At 67.3% G+C, this 15,030-nt stretch carries 12 protein-coding genes; 6 read left to right on the top strand and 6 right to left on the bottom strand.

Annotated elements, in window-relative coordinates; translation table 11 throughout:
- Positions 1-43: 43 nt before the first annotated feature.
- From secD to AC5RT8_RS03275, 3 genes are all read left to right on the top strand, one after another.
- Entirely contained in the window at positions 44-1,771 is a 1,728-nt protein-coding gene (secD, locus tag AC5RT8_RS03285; RefSeq protein WP_494094258.1) for a protein translocase subunit SecD, read from the top strand.
- The gene (gene secF, locus AC5RT8_RS03280) at positions 1,771-2,787 is read left to right on the top strand and encodes a protein translocase subunit SecF (protein WP_494094257.1); all 1,017 of its coding nucleotides are present in this window, start codon (positions 1,771-1,773) and stop codon (positions 2,785-2,787) included. Before secD ends, secF begins: the two co-directional genes overlap by 1 nt.
- A 176-nt stretch (positions 2,788-2,963) precedes the next feature.
- Complete coding sequence (locus AC5RT8_RS03275) at positions 2,964-5,426, top strand: RelA/SpoT family protein (RefSeq protein ID WP_494094256.1); 2,463 nt, start codon at positions 2,964-2,966, stop codon at positions 5,424-5,426.
- A gap of 13 nt (positions 5,427-5,439) precedes the next feature.
- Here AC5RT8_RS03275 and AC5RT8_RS03270 read toward each other — a convergent pair whose 3' ends face one another.
- From AC5RT8_RS03270 to AC5RT8_RS03260, 3 genes are all read right to left on the bottom strand, one after another.
- On the bottom strand, positions 5,440-6,060 hold the full coding sequence (locus AC5RT8_RS03270; protein WP_494094255.1) for a type IV toxin-antitoxin system AbiEi family antitoxin: 621 nt from the start codon (positions 6,058-6,060) through the stop codon (positions 5,440-5,442).
- A 98-nt stretch (positions 6,061-6,158) separates the two neighbouring features.
- Positions 6,159-7,583, bottom strand: coding sequence for a DUF349 domain-containing protein (locus AC5RT8_RS03265; RefSeq protein ID WP_494094254.1), 1,425 nt, complete (start codon positions 7,581-7,583; stop codon positions 6,159-6,161).
- A gap of 53 nt (positions 7,584-7,636) precedes the next feature.
- Positions 7,637-8,395: a peptidylprolyl isomerase gene (locus AC5RT8_RS03260; RefSeq protein WP_494094253.1), complete on the bottom strand. Its 759-nt coding sequence runs from the start codon at positions 8,393-8,395 to the stop codon at positions 7,637-7,639.
- Between the two features lie 191 nt (positions 8,396-8,586).
- On the opposite strand from AC5RT8_RS03260, the gene hisS reads away from it, so the two are divergent.
- A complete protein-coding gene (gene hisS / locus AC5RT8_RS03255) occupies positions 8,587-9,957 on the top strand; it encodes a histidine--tRNA ligase (RefSeq protein WP_494094252.1) in 1,371 nt (456 codons plus the stop codon).
- Here the strand turns inward: hisS and AC5RT8_RS03250 are convergent.
- Both AC5RT8_RS03250 and AC5RT8_RS03245 read right to left on the bottom strand, forming a co-directional pair.
- Positions 9,954-10,625 carry a response regulator gene (locus AC5RT8_RS03250; protein ID WP_494094251.1) on the bottom strand — a complete coding sequence of 224 codons (672 nt, stop codon included), beginning with the start codon at positions 10,623-10,625 and terminating at the stop codon, positions 9,954-9,956. The two genes, hisS and AC5RT8_RS03250, sit on opposite strands and share 4 nt — an antisense overlap.
- Positions 10,622-11,908, bottom strand: a complete 1,287-nt coding sequence (locus AC5RT8_RS03245) for a sensor histidine kinase (protein WP_494094250.1) — start codon at positions 11,906-11,908, stop codon at positions 10,622-10,624. Before AC5RT8_RS03245 ends, AC5RT8_RS03250 begins: the two co-directional genes overlap by 4 nt.
- Before the next feature lie 13 nt (positions 11,909-11,921).
- On the opposite strand from AC5RT8_RS03245, the gene AC5RT8_RS03240 reads away from it, so the two are divergent.
- Together AC5RT8_RS03240 and AC5RT8_RS03235 are read left to right on the top strand one after the other, a co-directional pair.
- A complete protein-coding gene (locus AC5RT8_RS03240) occupies positions 11,922-12,602 on the top strand; it encodes a hypothetical protein (protein WP_494094249.1) in 681 nt (226 codons plus the stop codon).
- Between the two features lie 44 nt (positions 12,603-12,646).
- Positions 12,647-13,657 (top strand): adenosine deaminase, encoded by a 1,011-nt coding sequence (locus tag AC5RT8_RS03235; RefSeq protein ID WP_494094248.1) that lies wholly within the window; start codon positions 12,647-12,649, stop codon positions 13,655-13,657.
- A gap of 6 nt (positions 13,658-13,663) precedes the next feature.
- On the opposite strand, the gene AC5RT8_RS03230 is transcribed toward AC5RT8_RS03235, so the two are convergent.
- On the bottom strand, positions 13,664-14,959 hold the full coding sequence (locus tag AC5RT8_RS03230; RefSeq protein WP_494094247.1) for an APC family permease: 1,296 nt from the start codon (positions 14,957-14,959) through the stop codon (positions 13,664-13,666).
- Positions 14,960-15,030: the final 71 nt, after the last annotated feature.

Below are 15,030 nucleotides of genomic sequence, written 5' to 3'. Positions count from 1 at the left end.
CCCGAACGGTTCCGGTGATCTTCGCCCTTAAGGAAAATTCCCTATGCCCCGTACCGGCCCCGGCTCGGCCGCGAAAAAGACGCTCCTCTGGCTGGGCGTCATTTTTGCTGCCCTGGCCCTTCTGCTTGGCGGTGGTTCCATGTGGAGCAACGCCAGCTGGACCCCGAAACTAGCCCTCGACCTTGAGGGCGGTACCCAGATGATCCTGGCTCCCGAAGTGCAGGGAGGTGACTCCGAGATCACCCCCGAACAGCTCGACCAGGCAGTGGAAATCATCCGCCAGCGCGTGGACGGCAGCGGTGTTTCCGAGGCGGAGATCAGCACCCAGTCCAACCGGAACGTCGTCGTGTCACTGCCCGGCGTCCCGGACGCTGAGACGCGCGAACTGATCCAGGCATCGGCAAACATGGAGTTCCGTCCGGTCCTGACCGGCGGCGGGGGACAGGGTGCGGCAGTAACGGATCCCACTCCCGCAGAGCAGCTGCCGACTCCGACGGCGGAACCGACCGATGCCTCGGACGCCAACTGGATCACCCCGGAGCTGCAGACGGAATTCGAGACCACGGACTGCCTGAACCCGGATACCATCGCCAACGCGGAGCAGGCCCCGGCCGACAAGCCCATGGTTGCCTGCGAACCGGGCACCGCCGGCAAGTACATCCTGGGCCCGGTGGAGGTCCCCGGCGTGGACATCTCCACCGCCAGCTTCGGCATGGCGCAGGGCAACAACGGTGTCTCCACGAACCAGTGGGCCGTGAACATCGAATTCAACGGCGAAGGCACCGATAAGTTCCGCGGAGTGACCGAACGGCTCTTCGCCTTCCCCCAGGGCGACCCCCGGAACCAGTTCGCCATTGTGCTGGACGGCCAGATCATTTCGGCGCCGACCGTCAACGCGGTCATCACCGACGGCAAGCCGCAGATCACCGGCAACTTCACGCAGGAAAGCGCCGAGGCGCTCTCCGAGCAGCTGAAGTACGGTGCCCTGCCGATCAGTTTCGAGATCCAGAGCGAACAGCAGGTCTCGGCAACCCTCGGCGCGGACCAGCTGAAGATGGGCATCATTGCCGGGCTGATCGGCCTGGCCCTGGTGGCCGTCTATTCGCTCTTCCAGTACCGGGCGCTGGGTTTTGTCACCATTGCCTCCCTCGTCGTCGCCGGCCTGCTCAGCTACCTGGCCATTGCCATCCTCGGCTGGAGCCACAACTACCGGCTGTCGCTGGCCGGCGTGGCGGGCCTGATCGTGGCGATCGGCCAGACCGCCGACTCCTTCATCGTGTACTTCGAACGCATCCGCGACGAGCTGCGCGACGGGCGCGGCCTGGTCTCGGCCGTGGACAACGGCTGGAAGCGCGCCAAGCGCACCGTCCTGGCCTCCAAGGCCGTGAACATCCTGGCCGCCGTCGTCCTGTACTTCGTCGCTGTCGGCAACGTCCGCGGCTTCGCCTTCACCCTCGGCCTCACCGCCGTGGCGGACCTCATTGTGGTGTTCATGTTCACGCACCCGACCATGGTCCTGCTGGCACGCACCAGGTTCTTCGGTGACGGACACCGGTTCTCCGGCCTCGACGCAAGCAGGCTGGGAGCCGTACCGCTGTACCGCGGAGCCGGACGCCTGCGCGAGCCCTCCGAGTCCCCGGCCCTCCGAGGGAAGAACAAGGCGGCCGCCAAGGAAGCCGAGCGACGGATGACCATTGCCGAACGGCGGCTTGCCGAAAAGCAGGATTCAATGGCCGGATCCGGCCGCAGCTCCGAGAAGGACGGCGAGTAATGAGTAAACTCCCCAGTTTCGCCGCATTCGGCAACGACCTTTACACGGGAAAGCGGTCCTACAACTTCGTTGGCAAAGCCAATCTGTGGTTCCTGATCGCAGCGGCAGCCGTGGTCCTGTCCATCCTTATCCCGGCTGCCAAGGGCGGATTCAACCTCGGCATCGAGTTCCGCGGCGGCTCGGAGTTCACCGTCTCCAACGTGAGCAACACGGATGTGAGCCGCGGCGAGGACGCCGTGGCGGAGGTGGCGGGATCCGCGGATCCGCGCGTCACCAACATCGCTCCGGGCACCATGCGGATCCAGACCGAGAAGCTCAGCGACGACCAGACCATCCAGGTCAAGGAGTCGCTCTCGGAAACCTACGGCGTCAGCCAGGACGAGGTCACTTCCACCTTCATCGGCCCGACCTGGGGCGGCGACGTCAGCCGCCAGGCCCTGATCGGCCTGGTTGTCTTCGTCGCCCTGGCGGCAGTGCTCATGGCACTGTACTTCCGCACCTGGAAGATGTCCCTTGCCGCCGTCACCGGCCTGCTGGTGGTCATGGTGGTCACCGCCGGCGTCTACGCGCTGACCGACTTCGAGGTCACCCCGTCGGCAATCATCGGGTTCCTCACCGTGCTCAGCTATTCGCTGTATGACACGGTGGTGGTGTTCGACAAGGTCCGTGAAAACACGAAGGACCTGGACAAGCGGACCCGGCGGACCTTCGCCGAGGAAGTGAACCTGGCAGTGAACCAGACCCTGGTGCGCTCCATCAACACGTCCGTGGTGGCCGTCCTCCCGGTGGCTTCCATCCTGTTTATCGGTGCGCTGCTGCTGGGCGCCGGCACCTTGAAGGACCTGTCGCTGGCCCTGTTCGTCGGCATCATCCTGGGCACCGTCACCACCATCTACATTGCGGCACCCATGTACGCCTGGCTGCGCCGCAACGAACCGGACATCCGCAAGCAGGCCAAGCGGGTGGCCGAGCGCCGCGAGGCCGAGGCAAAGACCTCCGCGGAGGTCAGCGTCTAAGGACCGCACTCGCTCCGCCCTTTGCCGGTTCCGTCCTCCTTCCTTCAAGGAGTACGGAACCGGCGGTTTAAGTGCGGTGCGGGCAGGCTTAGACTGGTTGACAGGAGCCGCGCGGGAGCGGCCGCCACACAAGCGTTTTGAGCACCTGCTTTGAGAGCACGGAAGAAAGGTCGTCAGTGGCCAACAGTGCAACGCCTGCCGATAAGGCGGCAAACAGCGGCAGCACGGGGATTGACCCGGGACGCGGAGGCACCGCAGCGGGCGAAGCTGCGGGGCGGAATGCTGCCGACAACCGCAACGCTGACGCCCTGGTTCCGGCTCCGGGCCCGGCCAAGGTTCCCGTACCGGCCAAGGCTTCCGCGGCGGCGAAGGTAGGCAACGGCTCCGGCCGGGCGCCCTCGACCGGACGGCGTGCTTCCACCCGTGCCCGGCTTGCCCGCCTGGCCGGCCGCGGCAACCCCGGGTACTCGCCGATGCTCGAGCCGCTGCTGCGCACGGTCCGCGCCAACAACCCACGGGAAGACCTGGACCTCATCCAGCGCGCCTATGTGGTGGCTGAACGCAGCCACGAGGGCCAGAAGCGCAAGAGCGGGGACCCGTACATCACCCACCCGGTGGCCGTGGCGACCATCCTGGCCGAGCTCGGCATGACCGGCACCACCCTCGCGGCGGCGCTGCTGCATGACACCGTGGAGGACACCAGCTACACCCTGGAGGAGCTGCGGCGCGAGTTCGGTCCCGAGGTGGCGATGCTCGTGGACGGTGTCACCAAGCTGGACAAGGTGACCTTCGGGGACGCGGCGCAGTCCGAAACGGTGCGCAAGATGGTCGTGGCCATGGCCAAGGACATCCGCGTCCTGGTCATCAAGCTCGCCGACCGGCTGCACAACGCCCGCACCTGGCGGTTCGTCTCGCCGGAATCGTCGGCCAAGAAGGCCCGCGAGACGCTGGAAATCTTCGCTCCGCTGGCGCACCGGCTGGGTATGAACACCATCAAGTGGGAGCTGGAGGACCTCTCCTTCGCCGCGCTGCATCCCAAGGTGTATGACGAGATCGTCCGGATGGTCGGCGACCGCACCCCTGAACGGGAGAAGTACCTGACCACCGTGCGGTCCCAGATCGCCGATGACCTGCATGCGGTCAAGATCAAGGCCACCATCACCGGCCGGCCCAAGCATTACTACTCGATCTACCAGAAGATGATCGTGCGGGGCAAAGATTTCGACGACATCCATGACCTCATGGGCGTCCGCGTCCTGGTGGACTCCGTCCGGGACTGCTATGCCACCCTCGGCGCCCTGCATTCGCGGTGGAACCCCCTGCCCGGGCGGTTCAAGGACTATATCGCGATGCCGAAGTTCAACATGTACCAGTCGCTGCACACCACGGTGATCGGTCCCGGCGGCAAACCCGTGGAAATCCAGATCCGCACCCACGACATGCACCGCCGTGCCGAATACGGCGTGGCCGCGCACTGGAAGTACAAGGACGGCAGCAAGACCCCCGACGCGCCGGACGACATGGGCTGGCTGCGCAGCCTGGTGGACTGGCAGCAGGAAACCTCGGATCCGGACGAGTTCCTCGATTCGCTTCGGTTCGAGATCAATGCCCGCGAGGTGTTCGTCTTCACGCCCAAGGGTGAGGTCATGGCGCTTCCGGCCGGTTCGACGCCGGTGGACTTCGCCTACGCCGTCCACACCGAGGTGGGCCACCGGACCATCGGTGCACGCGTCAACGGAAAACTGGTGCCGCTGAACAGCGAACTCCAGCACGGTGACTGGGTGGAGATCTTCACCTCCAAGGCCGAAGGCGCCGGCCCCAGCCAGGACTGGCAGGGCTTCGTTAAGAGCCCCCGGGCCAGGAACAAGATCCGCCAGTGGTTCACCAAGGAACGCCGCGAAGAGGCCATTGAAAAGGGCAAGGACCTGCTCACCCGCGGCATGCGGAAGCAGAACCTGCCCCTGCAGCGCCTGATGACCCACGATGCCTTGGTGACGGTCGCCGAGGAACTGCATCACCAGGACATCTCCGGGCTCTACGCGGCCGTAGGAGACGGCCACACCTCGGCGCAGAACGTCATCGAGCATCTGGTGAACCTGATGGGCGGCCACCAGGGCGCCGAGGAGGACCTGGCCGAGACCCCGGTGGCCACGGCCGCCCGCCGCCCCAAGTTCACCGATTCGGGTGTCACCGTCCGGGGTGCGGGGGATGTGTGGGTCAAGCTGGCCCGGTGCTGCACGCCGGTTCCGCCGGACCCCATCATCGGGTTCGTCACGCGCGGCTCGGGCGTTTCCGTACACCGCAGCGACTGCCGCAACGTGCAGGAACTCCGGGCGACTCCGGACCGCATCGTCCCGGTGGAATGGGCACCTACCCAGTCCAGCGTGTTCCTGGTCGAAATCCAGGTGGAGGCACTGGACCGCAAGAGCCTGCTCTCGGACGTGACGCGGGTCCTCTCGGATAACCACGTGAACATCCTCTCCGCGAGCGTGAATACCTCCAGCGACCGAGTGGCCATGTCGAAGTTCGTCTTCGAGATGGGGGATCCGAAGTACCTGAGCCACATCCTCAGCGCGGTCCGGAAGATCGACGGCGTGTTTGACGTCTACCGCACCACCGGATCGCAGCGGCGGGTCTAGGCAGCGGGTTCCGCTAACGGATCGGTTCGGCGCCGGCAGCGGCAACGCGCTCCAGCGCCGCGGCCTTGCCCGGCACGCGGTTGCCGGCCTCCAGGGCGCGCCGCACCAGGTCCAGCCGGCAGCCCAGGGCGGGGTGCGCGGCGAGGCGCCGCAGGACGGACACCCCGTCCGGCGTACCGGCATGCAGGGCGACGTCGACGGCGGTCCGCAGCGGCGAGGTGACCGGCACCGTGCCGACGTCCACCCGGTCGGCGGGACCCAGCAGGACCTCGTGGAGGACCGCGGTACTGAAGGGCTGCATGGCACCGGTGCGGCTGCGCCGGTCCGCCAGGACGTCGAGCCGGCCCGGCCGCGGGGCGCAGCCGTAAATCCAGGCGGCAGTGAGCCACCCCAGGGTCAGGCGGCGGCGCAGTGGCCGGGGCAGTTCAGCGGACGCCGCCAGCGCACGGACCACCGGATCCGGCCGGACATCCCAGCGCACGAAGGTCCCCGCATAGACGTGGCGCAGCAGTCCGTCCATTGCCATGGCCTGGAGCTCCTCGTGGCTGAAGGGCTCCCCGGCTGTGAACAGCGCTCCGCCCGTCGAGGTGACCTGGGGAAGGGCACCAGGGTAGGGAAAGAGCTGAGCGGGCATACAGATCAGCATCTGCACTGCCGGGACAAAGCGAAAGCCCCGGCCCGCCGTTGTGGATAACAGGGCCGGGGCTTTCGCCGCGAAAAGGGGACCGGGGGCTAGGCGAAGTCCTGCGCGGACTTCTGCAGCATGGCCAGCCACTGCTGACGTGCTTCAAGGGCCTCGCGGGCGTCGGCGATCTTCTTCGCGTTGCCCGCCTTCTCGGCGTCGGCCAGGTCCTGCTCGAGGGAGGCGATGGTCGCCTCGAGCTGGGACAGGGCAGAGTTGGTGCGTGCCTTGGTTTCGGGGTTGCTCCGCTGCCAGTGCTCGTCTTCTGCGGCCTTGACGGCTTCCTCGACCTTGCGGATCCCGGCCTCCATCCGGCCCATATCCGCCCGCGGCACCTTGCCGGCGTCTTCCCAGCGTTCGCGGATGGACTGCAGCGCCTTGCGTGCCGAGTTCAGATCCGTAATCGGCAGGAGTGCCTGGGCTTCCTTCAGCAGCTCTTCCTTGACCGCGAGGTTGGCGGCGAATTCCTCATCGATCACCTCGTTCGCGGCCTGACGGGCTGCGAAGAACTGATCCTGGGCCGCCCGGAAACGGGCCCACAGGGCGTCGTCGTCCTTGCGGCTGGCGCGCTTGGAGGCCTTCCACTCGTCCATGAGCTGGCGGTATTCGGCGGCGGTGTTGCCCCAGTCCGTGGAGGTGGCCAGTTCCTCGGCACGGGCAATGAGCGCCTCCTTCGCAGCCTTGGCGGACGAGTTTTCACTGTCCAGCTGGGAGAAGTAGGCACGGCGGTGCCGGTCGAAGACGGTGCGGGCGGAGCGGAACCGCTTCCACAGCGAGTCCTCGGCGCTGCGGCCCAGGCGCGGGCCGTTCTTCTGCGCGGTCTTCCACGCGTCAAAGAGCTCGTTCATCCGGTTGCTGCTGGTCTTCCACTGAATGGAAGCCGGATCCTTGGCGGCGATTTCCTCCGCCTCGGCAACAATGGCTTCACGGGCGGCAAGCTCGCGGGCCTTGGCGGCCTCGGCTTCGGCACGCTCGGCGGCCTCGGCCTCCTTGAGCGAGGCTTCCAGGGCCGCAATGCGGGCGTCCAGTGCCTTGACGTCGCCCACCATCTTGCGTTCAGCCACCTGCTGGGCCAGATGCTTCAGGGTCTTGTGGATGTCCGCTGCCGGAGCCTTGACCTGCACCCGCTGCTCCAGGAGCAGGAGCTGGCTGGCGACGTCGTCGTACTTGCGCACGAAGTAGGCCAGTGCTTCTTCCTTGGAGGCGTCCGGGAACTGGCCGACGGCGGATTCCTCGCCGTCCACGATCAGGAAGACATGGCCGTCCTCCTCGACGCGGGCGAAGCGGGCAGCTTCCTCCAACGGGGTGGAGTGGGCCGCCGGGGCAGCTACCACAGGCTGGGCTGCTGCGCCCGGCCGGGCACCTGTGGGGGACGGCCGCCGCGCCGCAAGCGCTGCGGGGCTGGGAGTGGCAGGCCGGGACGTCTCCGTAGTGGACGGGCCTGCTGTTTCGTCGGATTTCTGACTGTCTGTCACCGCTAAAAGTCTTTCACTCGATGGATGGCAGTGTGCGAAGCCCGCGCCGCCACTTAATTCAGGGTGAACGAGTTAATCGTCACCGGGTCCTTCGGGAAACCATCGGTATCCCCGGAGGCTGTCCCCGAGGAAGCAATGGCCTCCAATACGTCAAGACCTGACGTTACCTTACCCATTATCGTGTAGCCGCCCGTTTCCTGCGTTAGCGTCGAATCCTTGTAAACGATGAAGAATTGTGTGCCGTTGCTCATCACATCGGCGCCGCGGGCGACGGCGATGGTGCCGGCGGGGTAGAAACCGTCCTCGGGCGAATTCTCCACCGGCCCCCACAGGAAGTCCTGGTCGGCCTTTCCGTCGCCGTTGGGCGAACCGCACTGCAGCACGGATACGGGTTCGGCAGTAGTCAGCCGGTGGCAGTCCTTGCCTGCGAAGTAGCCCTCGTCCGCGAGCGTCTTGAAGACGGAGACGGCCTGGGGAGCGGCGTTGCCGTCCAGCTCCACGCCGACCTCCCCCTGGCCCAGGGACAGGGAACCGGTGAACGTCTTCCCCGCGGCCACAGAGGGGTCCGGGACGTCGGGCAGGTCGGCAGCTGCAGCCTCTTCCTGCAGCAAGGCCAGTTCCTCCGCGGTGGGGTCTGAACTGAACCAGCTCATCTGCAGGGCAACAGCCAGGGCAAGGACAACGACGGCGGCCGCTGCAGCGAAGAGGTTGTCCCGCTTCCGGCGCCGGGCACGGGCAGCGGCGAAAGCCCTTCGCGCTTCCATCTTCGCCACGCGGCGCCTCTCTTCACGGCTGGTGCGGTTTGCAGCCACCGTTACCTCCTTGCTGGATGAAATGCCCGGCCGGGGACGGGCGCGGGTCCGTGGCCCGGGTGTCCGGGACAGGGGCCGGGCCCGAGTTCGCTAAAATAAGGTCCGCACATAGTTTATGCACGCCTTGCGCGTGCACTTTGGCCGGGCGGAGCACTGCCTGCGCCGTCCGCCCACCTAAGGAGTTTGCCGCCATGGCACGCAAGGCCTCACTGTCCGGTTTCCCCGAATGGCTACCGCAGGAGCGCCTCGTTGAACTCCATGTCCTGAACGTACTGCGGCGCACCTTCGAGCTGCACGGCTTTTCCAACATCGAAACGCGTGCCGTGGAAACGGTGGGCCAGCTGCTGCGCAAGGGCGAGATCGACAAGGAAGTCTACGCACTGAGCCGCCTGCAGGCCGAAGAGGGCGAGGCAGCCGGCAAGGAAGATCCCAACCAGCTGGCCCTGCACTTCGACCTGACGGTGCCGTTTGCCCGCTACGTGGTGGAGAACGCCGGGCACCTCTCCTTCCCGTTCCGCCGCTACCAGATCCAGAAGGTCTGGCGCGGCGAGCGTCCCCAGGAGGGGCGCGCCCGCGAGTTCACACAGGCGGACATTGATGTGGTGGGTGACGGAGAGCTGCCGTTCCGGTACGACGTCGAGCTGGCGCTGGTGATTGCCGAAGCCCTGGGTGCCCTGCCGATCCCCGAGTTTAAGATCCGGGTCAACAACCGCAAGCTGGCCGAAGGCTTCTACCGCGGCATCGGCCTGGAAGACACCGCCGGAGTGCTGCGCAGCATCGACAAGCTGGAAAAGATCGGCGCGCAGCGCGTGGCCGAGCTCCTGCAGGAAGAACTCGGTGCCACCCCCGAACAGGCCGAGGCGGCCCTGAAACTGGCGTCCATCCGCACGGAGGACACCTCGTTCGTCGAGCAGGTCCGGGCGCTGGGCGTGTCCAACGAGCTGCTGGACGAAGGCCTCGATGAACTGTTCCAGGTCATCAGCGAAGCCTCCCGCCGCGCTCCGGGCCGGGTCCTCGCAGACCTCAGCATTGCCCGCGGCCTGGACTACTACACCGGCACCGTCTACGAAACGGTCCTGGTGGGCCATGAAGCGCTCGGCTCCATCTGCTCCGGCGGACGCTACGATTCCCTGGCCAGCAAGGGGAACCGCACTTTCCCCGGCGTCGGACTCTCCATTGGCGTCACACGGCTGGTCATGCGCATCCTCAGCCAGGAATTCGCGCAGGCTTCACGCAGCGTTCCCACCACTGTGCTGCTGACCCTGGCCACCGACGAGTCCTGGTCCGAAGCCCAGGACACCGCCGCCCAGCTGCGCAGCCGCGGAATTTCGGTGGAAGTGGCCCCGAAGGCGGAGAAGTTCGGCAAGCAGATCAAGTTCGCCGACCGCCGGGGCATCCCGTTTGTCTGGTTCACCGCCGAAGACGGCAGCCACGAGGTCAAGGACATCCGAAGCGGTGAGCAGGTGCCGGCGGATCCGGCGCTCTGGACGCCGCCGGCCGAGGACCTCACCGTGCAGGTAACCCCGGTGCAGGTAACCCCCGTGCAGGTGCCGTCCGCCTAGCGGCCCGGGCCGCCGGCGCGTTCCCGGAACGCGATGGCGGCCTGCACCCGGGAGGAAACCCCCAGCTTGGCCAGTACCCGGGAAACATGGGTCTTGACGGTGGTTTCGGCTATGCCCAGCCGGCGGGAAATCTGCTGGTTGGACAGTCCTTCACCGATACAGGCCAGGACCGCTTCCTCCCGTGCGGTCAGGGACTCTGCGGCGAGGTTCCCGCCAGCCGGTGCCGGTGCCGGTCCCGCAGCCGGCGACTGCACGAACGCGGAGATCAGCCTGCCGGTGACCTCCGGGGAGAGGACGCTGTCGCCGTCGGCCACGCTTTGCACCGCACGGACCAGTTCGGTAGGTTCCACCGATTTCACCAGGAAGCCGGCGGCGCCGGCCCGCAGGGCAGCGAAGACGTACTCGTCAATGTCGAAGGTGGTCAGTACCAGCACCGCGGACAGCCCTTCGCCGGTAATCTCGGCGGTGGCGGCAATTCCGTCCATTCCGGGCATGCGCAGGTCCATCAGGACGACGTCGGGCCGCAGCGCACGTGCCATGCGCACGGCCCCGGCTCCGTCGGCAGCCTCGCCGACGACGGTGAAGCCGCCGATGGACTCCAGGATCATGCGCAGGCCGCCGCGGATGGCCGAGTGGTCATCCGCCAGCAGTACGGTGGCGGCGGTCAAAGGGTCTCCTGGGGCAGGCGGGGGAGTGCGGAGGCTTCGGCGGGGTCGTCTATGGGCAGGGCGGCTTCGACCAGCCAGGCGGCTTCCCGGTCCGGGGCAGGATCCGCGACCTGTCCGGCAGAGAAACTGCCGCCGAGCTGGGCCGCCCGCAGTTTCATGTTCCGCAGGCCCGAACCGTTTCCGGCGGCCGCGGAAGCGCCGCCGGAGGCGGGCAGTGCGTTGCGGATCCTCAGCTCCAGCTGCCCGTCCCGCCGTCGGACGGAGATACTGACGGGGCAGCCAGGCGCGTGCCGGACCGCGTTGGCCAGCGATTCCTGCACGATCCGATAGGCGCTGCTGCCCACCAGCACCGGCACCTCAACGTCCCCGGGAAGATCCAGTTGAACCGGGCTTCCTGCCAGCCGGGCCGAAGCCGCCAGGGACTCCAGATGGCCCAGGCCCCCTGCGGCTGCAGCGGCTTCCGCCTGCTCCCTGCCGTCCAACGCGCCGTCGGACTGGAGCAGCTCGATCATGGACCGCATTTCCTGCAGGGCGGAGACGCTTTCCGTCCGGACCTGGGCCAGCACCCGGCGCTCCAGCGCAGCGTCTCCTGCAGCCAGGGCAGCGCCGGACTGCAGTGCTATGGCGGACAGGTGGCCGGCAATTGCGTCGTGCAGTTCGCGTGCCATGGCTCCCCGCTCCGACGCCACGGCCACCCGCAGGTTGAGCTCGGCCAGTTCCGCGGTGCGCTCGGCCCGGAGCCGTTCCGTTTCCGCCCGCTGGCGTTCACGTTCCGCCCGCTCGGTCTGGCGGCGGAGGGAGCCGGCCCACCACACCGGCACAAGGCAGATGAAGATGGCCTGGAACAGGCCGAAGAGCAGGAAAGGCACGCCGCGGTACGCCAGCCCCACCATCAGCGGCAGGACCACTACTCCCGTGACCGCCGCGCGCTGCACACCGCGGCTTACCCGGGGCGAACCGAACAGGATACCGGCGTAGAACAGCTCGAACAGCAGCAGGTACGTGATAATCCCGCCGCCCAGAACCGTCCCGGCGGCAACGGCCGTTCCGGTGACGGCAAGCATCAGCGGCACGTTGCTGCGCCGGAACAGCAGACCCGCGCAACCCACGACCAGGACGGGCAGCCACGCCTCCTCCGGTGCGCCGGGGAGTGTGGGTAATAGGTCCACGACGTTGACGCCGGCCAGGACCAACACTGATCCTCCCACCAGGTAGCCGGCGGCCGTGGCGGCGCCGGAAGGCCAGATCCCGTTCCCGGCACCCTGGTCTGGGGTTCTTTGCATGGCTTCAGCCTAAATGAGCGGCGTTCCCCTGCATCCCGGGCGCGGCGCTATGTCCTCCAAAGGGATGACGGAAGGCACCCTGCCGGTGGCACCTTTCGCCGACGACACCCGGTTCCCCGCACGGAAGGCTGGGGTTATGGACATCCTCGTGTATTTGATCATCGGCTCAGAGGTCGGTTTCTGGGTCCTGCTGGCGGCGGGCCTGGGTGCCCGCTACCTGCTTCACCGCCGCAGGCTGGGCATCGTGCTGCTCGCCTGCGTTCCGCTGCTCGACGTCGTGCTCTTGGCGGCTTCCGCCGCCGACCTTGCGCTGGGCGGACGGGCCGAGTCCATCCACGGCCTCGCGGCGTTCTACCTGGGCTTCAGCATCGCCTTCGGCCCCAGTCTGATCCGGTGGGCGGACGTGCGGGTTGCCCACCGGTTCGCCGGGGGACCGGCGCCCGTCAAGCCGGTCAAGGGGACTCCGGAGTACCGGCGGTCATTGTGGAGGGAATACGGACGCGTCCTGCTGGCCACCGGGATCACCGTCGCCGTCCTGCTGGCCATGATCGGACTCGTGGCCGCACCCGGGGAAGCTGATGTGCTGTGGGCATGGGTGAAACGGGCCGGCCTGGTCGCAGGAATCTGGCTGCTGGCCGGTCCGGTGTACGGAATGTTTGAAACCGCTCCCCGGGAACGTGCCGGCCGCGGCTAGCCGGTGCATGGCGGTCCGCGGCACAGGCCCCCTAGGCTTGAACCATGCCTGCCAACCTGCTTCCCACGCCGCCCTGCGCCGAACTCCACCTCCACATCGAAGGAACGCTGGAACCGGATCTGATCTTCGAACTGGCCGGGCGAAACGGCCTCGACCTGCCCTACGGCGGCCTCGAAGACCTCCGCGCGCGCTACCGGTTCACGGACCTGCAGTCCTTTCTGGACCTCTACTACTCCAATATGGATGTTTTGCGCACCGAGGCGGACTTCACCGACATGACCCGCGCCTACCTGCGGCGGGCCGCAGCGGCCGGGGTGCGGCATGTGGAGATGATGATGGACCCGCAGGCGCACCTTGTCCGCGGAATCCCGCTGGAGGTTTCCGTCGGCGGCGTCTGGGCGGCCCTGGCACGCAGCGAAGAAGAGTTCGGCATCTCCACGGAGCTGATTGCCGCGTTACTGCGCGACCACCCGGTAGCCGAAGCGCTGGAGGTGCTGGCGGAACTGCTGGCCATGGAAGCGCCCATCATCGGTATCGGCCTGGACTCTGCGGAGATCGGCAACCCGCCGTCGTCGTTCACTGAGCTGTACCGGCGGGCCCGGGAGGCAGGACTGCGGACCGTAGCCCACGCGGGCGAAGAAGGCCCGGCCTCCTACATCGAGCAGGCGCTGGACCTGCTTCAGGCGGACCGCATCGACCACGGGATTCGCTGCCTGGATGACCCGGACCTCGTGGACCGCCTGGTCCGCGAGCAGGTGCCGCTGACCGTCTGCCCGCTGTCCAACGTGCGGCTGCAGGCGGTCTCGGGGGTGGCAGAGCATCCCTTGCCGCGGATGCTCGAGCACGGCCTGAACATTTCCGTGAACTCGGATGACCCGGCCTACTTCGACGGCTACGTAGATGATAATTTCCGGGCCGTTAAGGAAACCTTTGGGCTCAGCAGGGCGCAGCTTGCCCGGCTGGCCGCCAACTCGATTGATGCCTCGTTCGCTTCCGCCGGGCGCCGCGCCGAACTGTTGGAGGAAGTCCGTGCCTGGGAGGCGGCCGGCGCCTAGGCTACCCTAGAACGGCGGCGGGGTCCTGGGGGTCCGCGGCCGCCGGAAGCTCAGCCGGACCACCAGTCCGGCCACCAGGATGATCAGGGTCAGGCTGATGGACAGCGGCGGCAGGGCAAGGGCCAGCAGCAGGGCACCGGCAGCGCCGGCGAGGTTCAGGACCCGGGGTGCGTACCGGGTGCGTTCCTTCAGCGAGAAGGCACACACGGTGGTGATGACCGCGTAGAACAGCAGGGCGAAGGACGCCATCCCGAGCAGACCGTCCAGGTCACCGGAGAGCACCAGCAGCAGGACGACGACAGCGGCCGCGGCCTGGGCGACCCAGGGGACCGGGCCGGTCCGGGTCTTCCGGGACGCGGCGAAAACCGAGGGAAGATCGCGGTCGGAGGCCATGTCCGACGCGGTCCGGCTCGCAGAATCCAGCAGGGACCACAGCCCGCCCAGGGCAGCGGCAGTCACCGCAATGACCAGGGCGCCCGTTCCCACACCGGAGCCCACGCTCTGCATCGGATCCAGCAGCGGGGCAGTTTCCGCGGAGAGCGCCGCCGCACCGTAATAGGCCAGCATGGACGAGCCCATGAACCAATACAGCACGAAGGCCACGGCAATGGCCGCCGGAATGGCGATCGGAAGGTTTCGGGAGGGATTGCGCACACCCGAGCCCATGGTGGCCAGCCTCGTGTACCCCGAGAATATGAAGAACAGCAGCCCGGCCGCCTGCAGTACCCCGGACGTGGACACGTCGATCTCCGCACCCACCCGCACCGGCTGGCGGGGTGCCTCGTTAAAGAGCACCACCACGGTGAAGGCCAGGACGCTGACAACGAAGGCGACAATGAAGCGCGGAATCCAGGAGCTCCGGCCCAGTCCCAGCAGATTCACTGCGGTCATCACGGCGACGGCTCCTGCGGCGCCGGCCCGGGGATGCTCCGGGAAGACATACGCACCAAAGGCCAGGGCCAGCACTGCTGCGGAAAGCAGCAACGCCCATACCAGGGTCCAGCCGGAAAGGAACCCGCTGTACGGTCCGAGCAGGATCCGCGCTGCCGTCCGTGCCGTGGCGTCCCCGCCCCGGTCCTCGGGGAGCCGGCGCGAGACAGCCCTGCTGAGCTGGAAGGTGGAGAGTCCGCAGAGGAACGCCACAACGGCCGCTATTCCCAGGCCCGCACCCAGGGCGGGACCTGCTGCGGCGGCGGCCGGGGCGAAGGCAACGAACGCGCCCGCGCCGACAATGGAGCCTAAGCCTGCAGTGGTGGCGTCAAAGCCGCCGAGGGGAACACGCGGCTGGGTAGTGCCGGACAACAGGGGGTGTCCAATCGGTAGGTGCTTGGCGGGGTGGGGGTCCGTTCACCGGTAAACTCTCAAGAAGACCG

Source organism: Arthrobacter sp. Ms25, from assembly GCF_059090365.1.
Note: the sequence above shows the minus strand (reverse complement) of the source record. Positions and strands in the feature narration are given on the sequence as shown.

Excerpts from the sequence above, each read along its gene's own strand:
- AC5RT8_RS03270 (WP_494094255.1), bottom strand. The coding sequence starts at position 6,060 with ATGCCCGCTCAGCTCTTTCCCTACCCTGGTGCCCTTCCCCAGGTCACC.
- secF (WP_494094257.1), top strand. The coding sequence starts at position 1,771 with ATGAGTAAACTCCCCAGTTTCGCCGCATTCGGCAACGACCTTTACACG.
- hisS (WP_494094252.1), top strand. The coding sequence starts at position 8,587 with ATGGCACGCAAGGCCTCACTGTCCGGTTTCCCCGAATGGCTACCGCAG.
- AC5RT8_RS03245 (WP_494094250.1), bottom strand. The coding sequence starts at position 11,908 with ATGCAAAGAACCCCAGACCAGGGTGCCGGGAACGGGATCTGGCCTTCC.
- secD (WP_494094258.1), top strand. The coding sequence starts at position 44 with ATGCCCCGTACCGGCCCCGGCTCGGCCGCGAAAAAGACGCTCCTCTGG.
- AC5RT8_RS03240 (WP_494094249.1), top strand. The coding sequence starts at position 11,922 with ATGAGCGGCGTTCCCCTGCATCCCGGGCGCGGCGCTATGTCCTCCAAA.
- AC5RT8_RS03235 (WP_494094248.1), top strand. The coding sequence starts at position 12,647 with ATGCCTGCCAACCTGCTTCCCACGCCGCCCTGCGCCGAACTCCACCTC.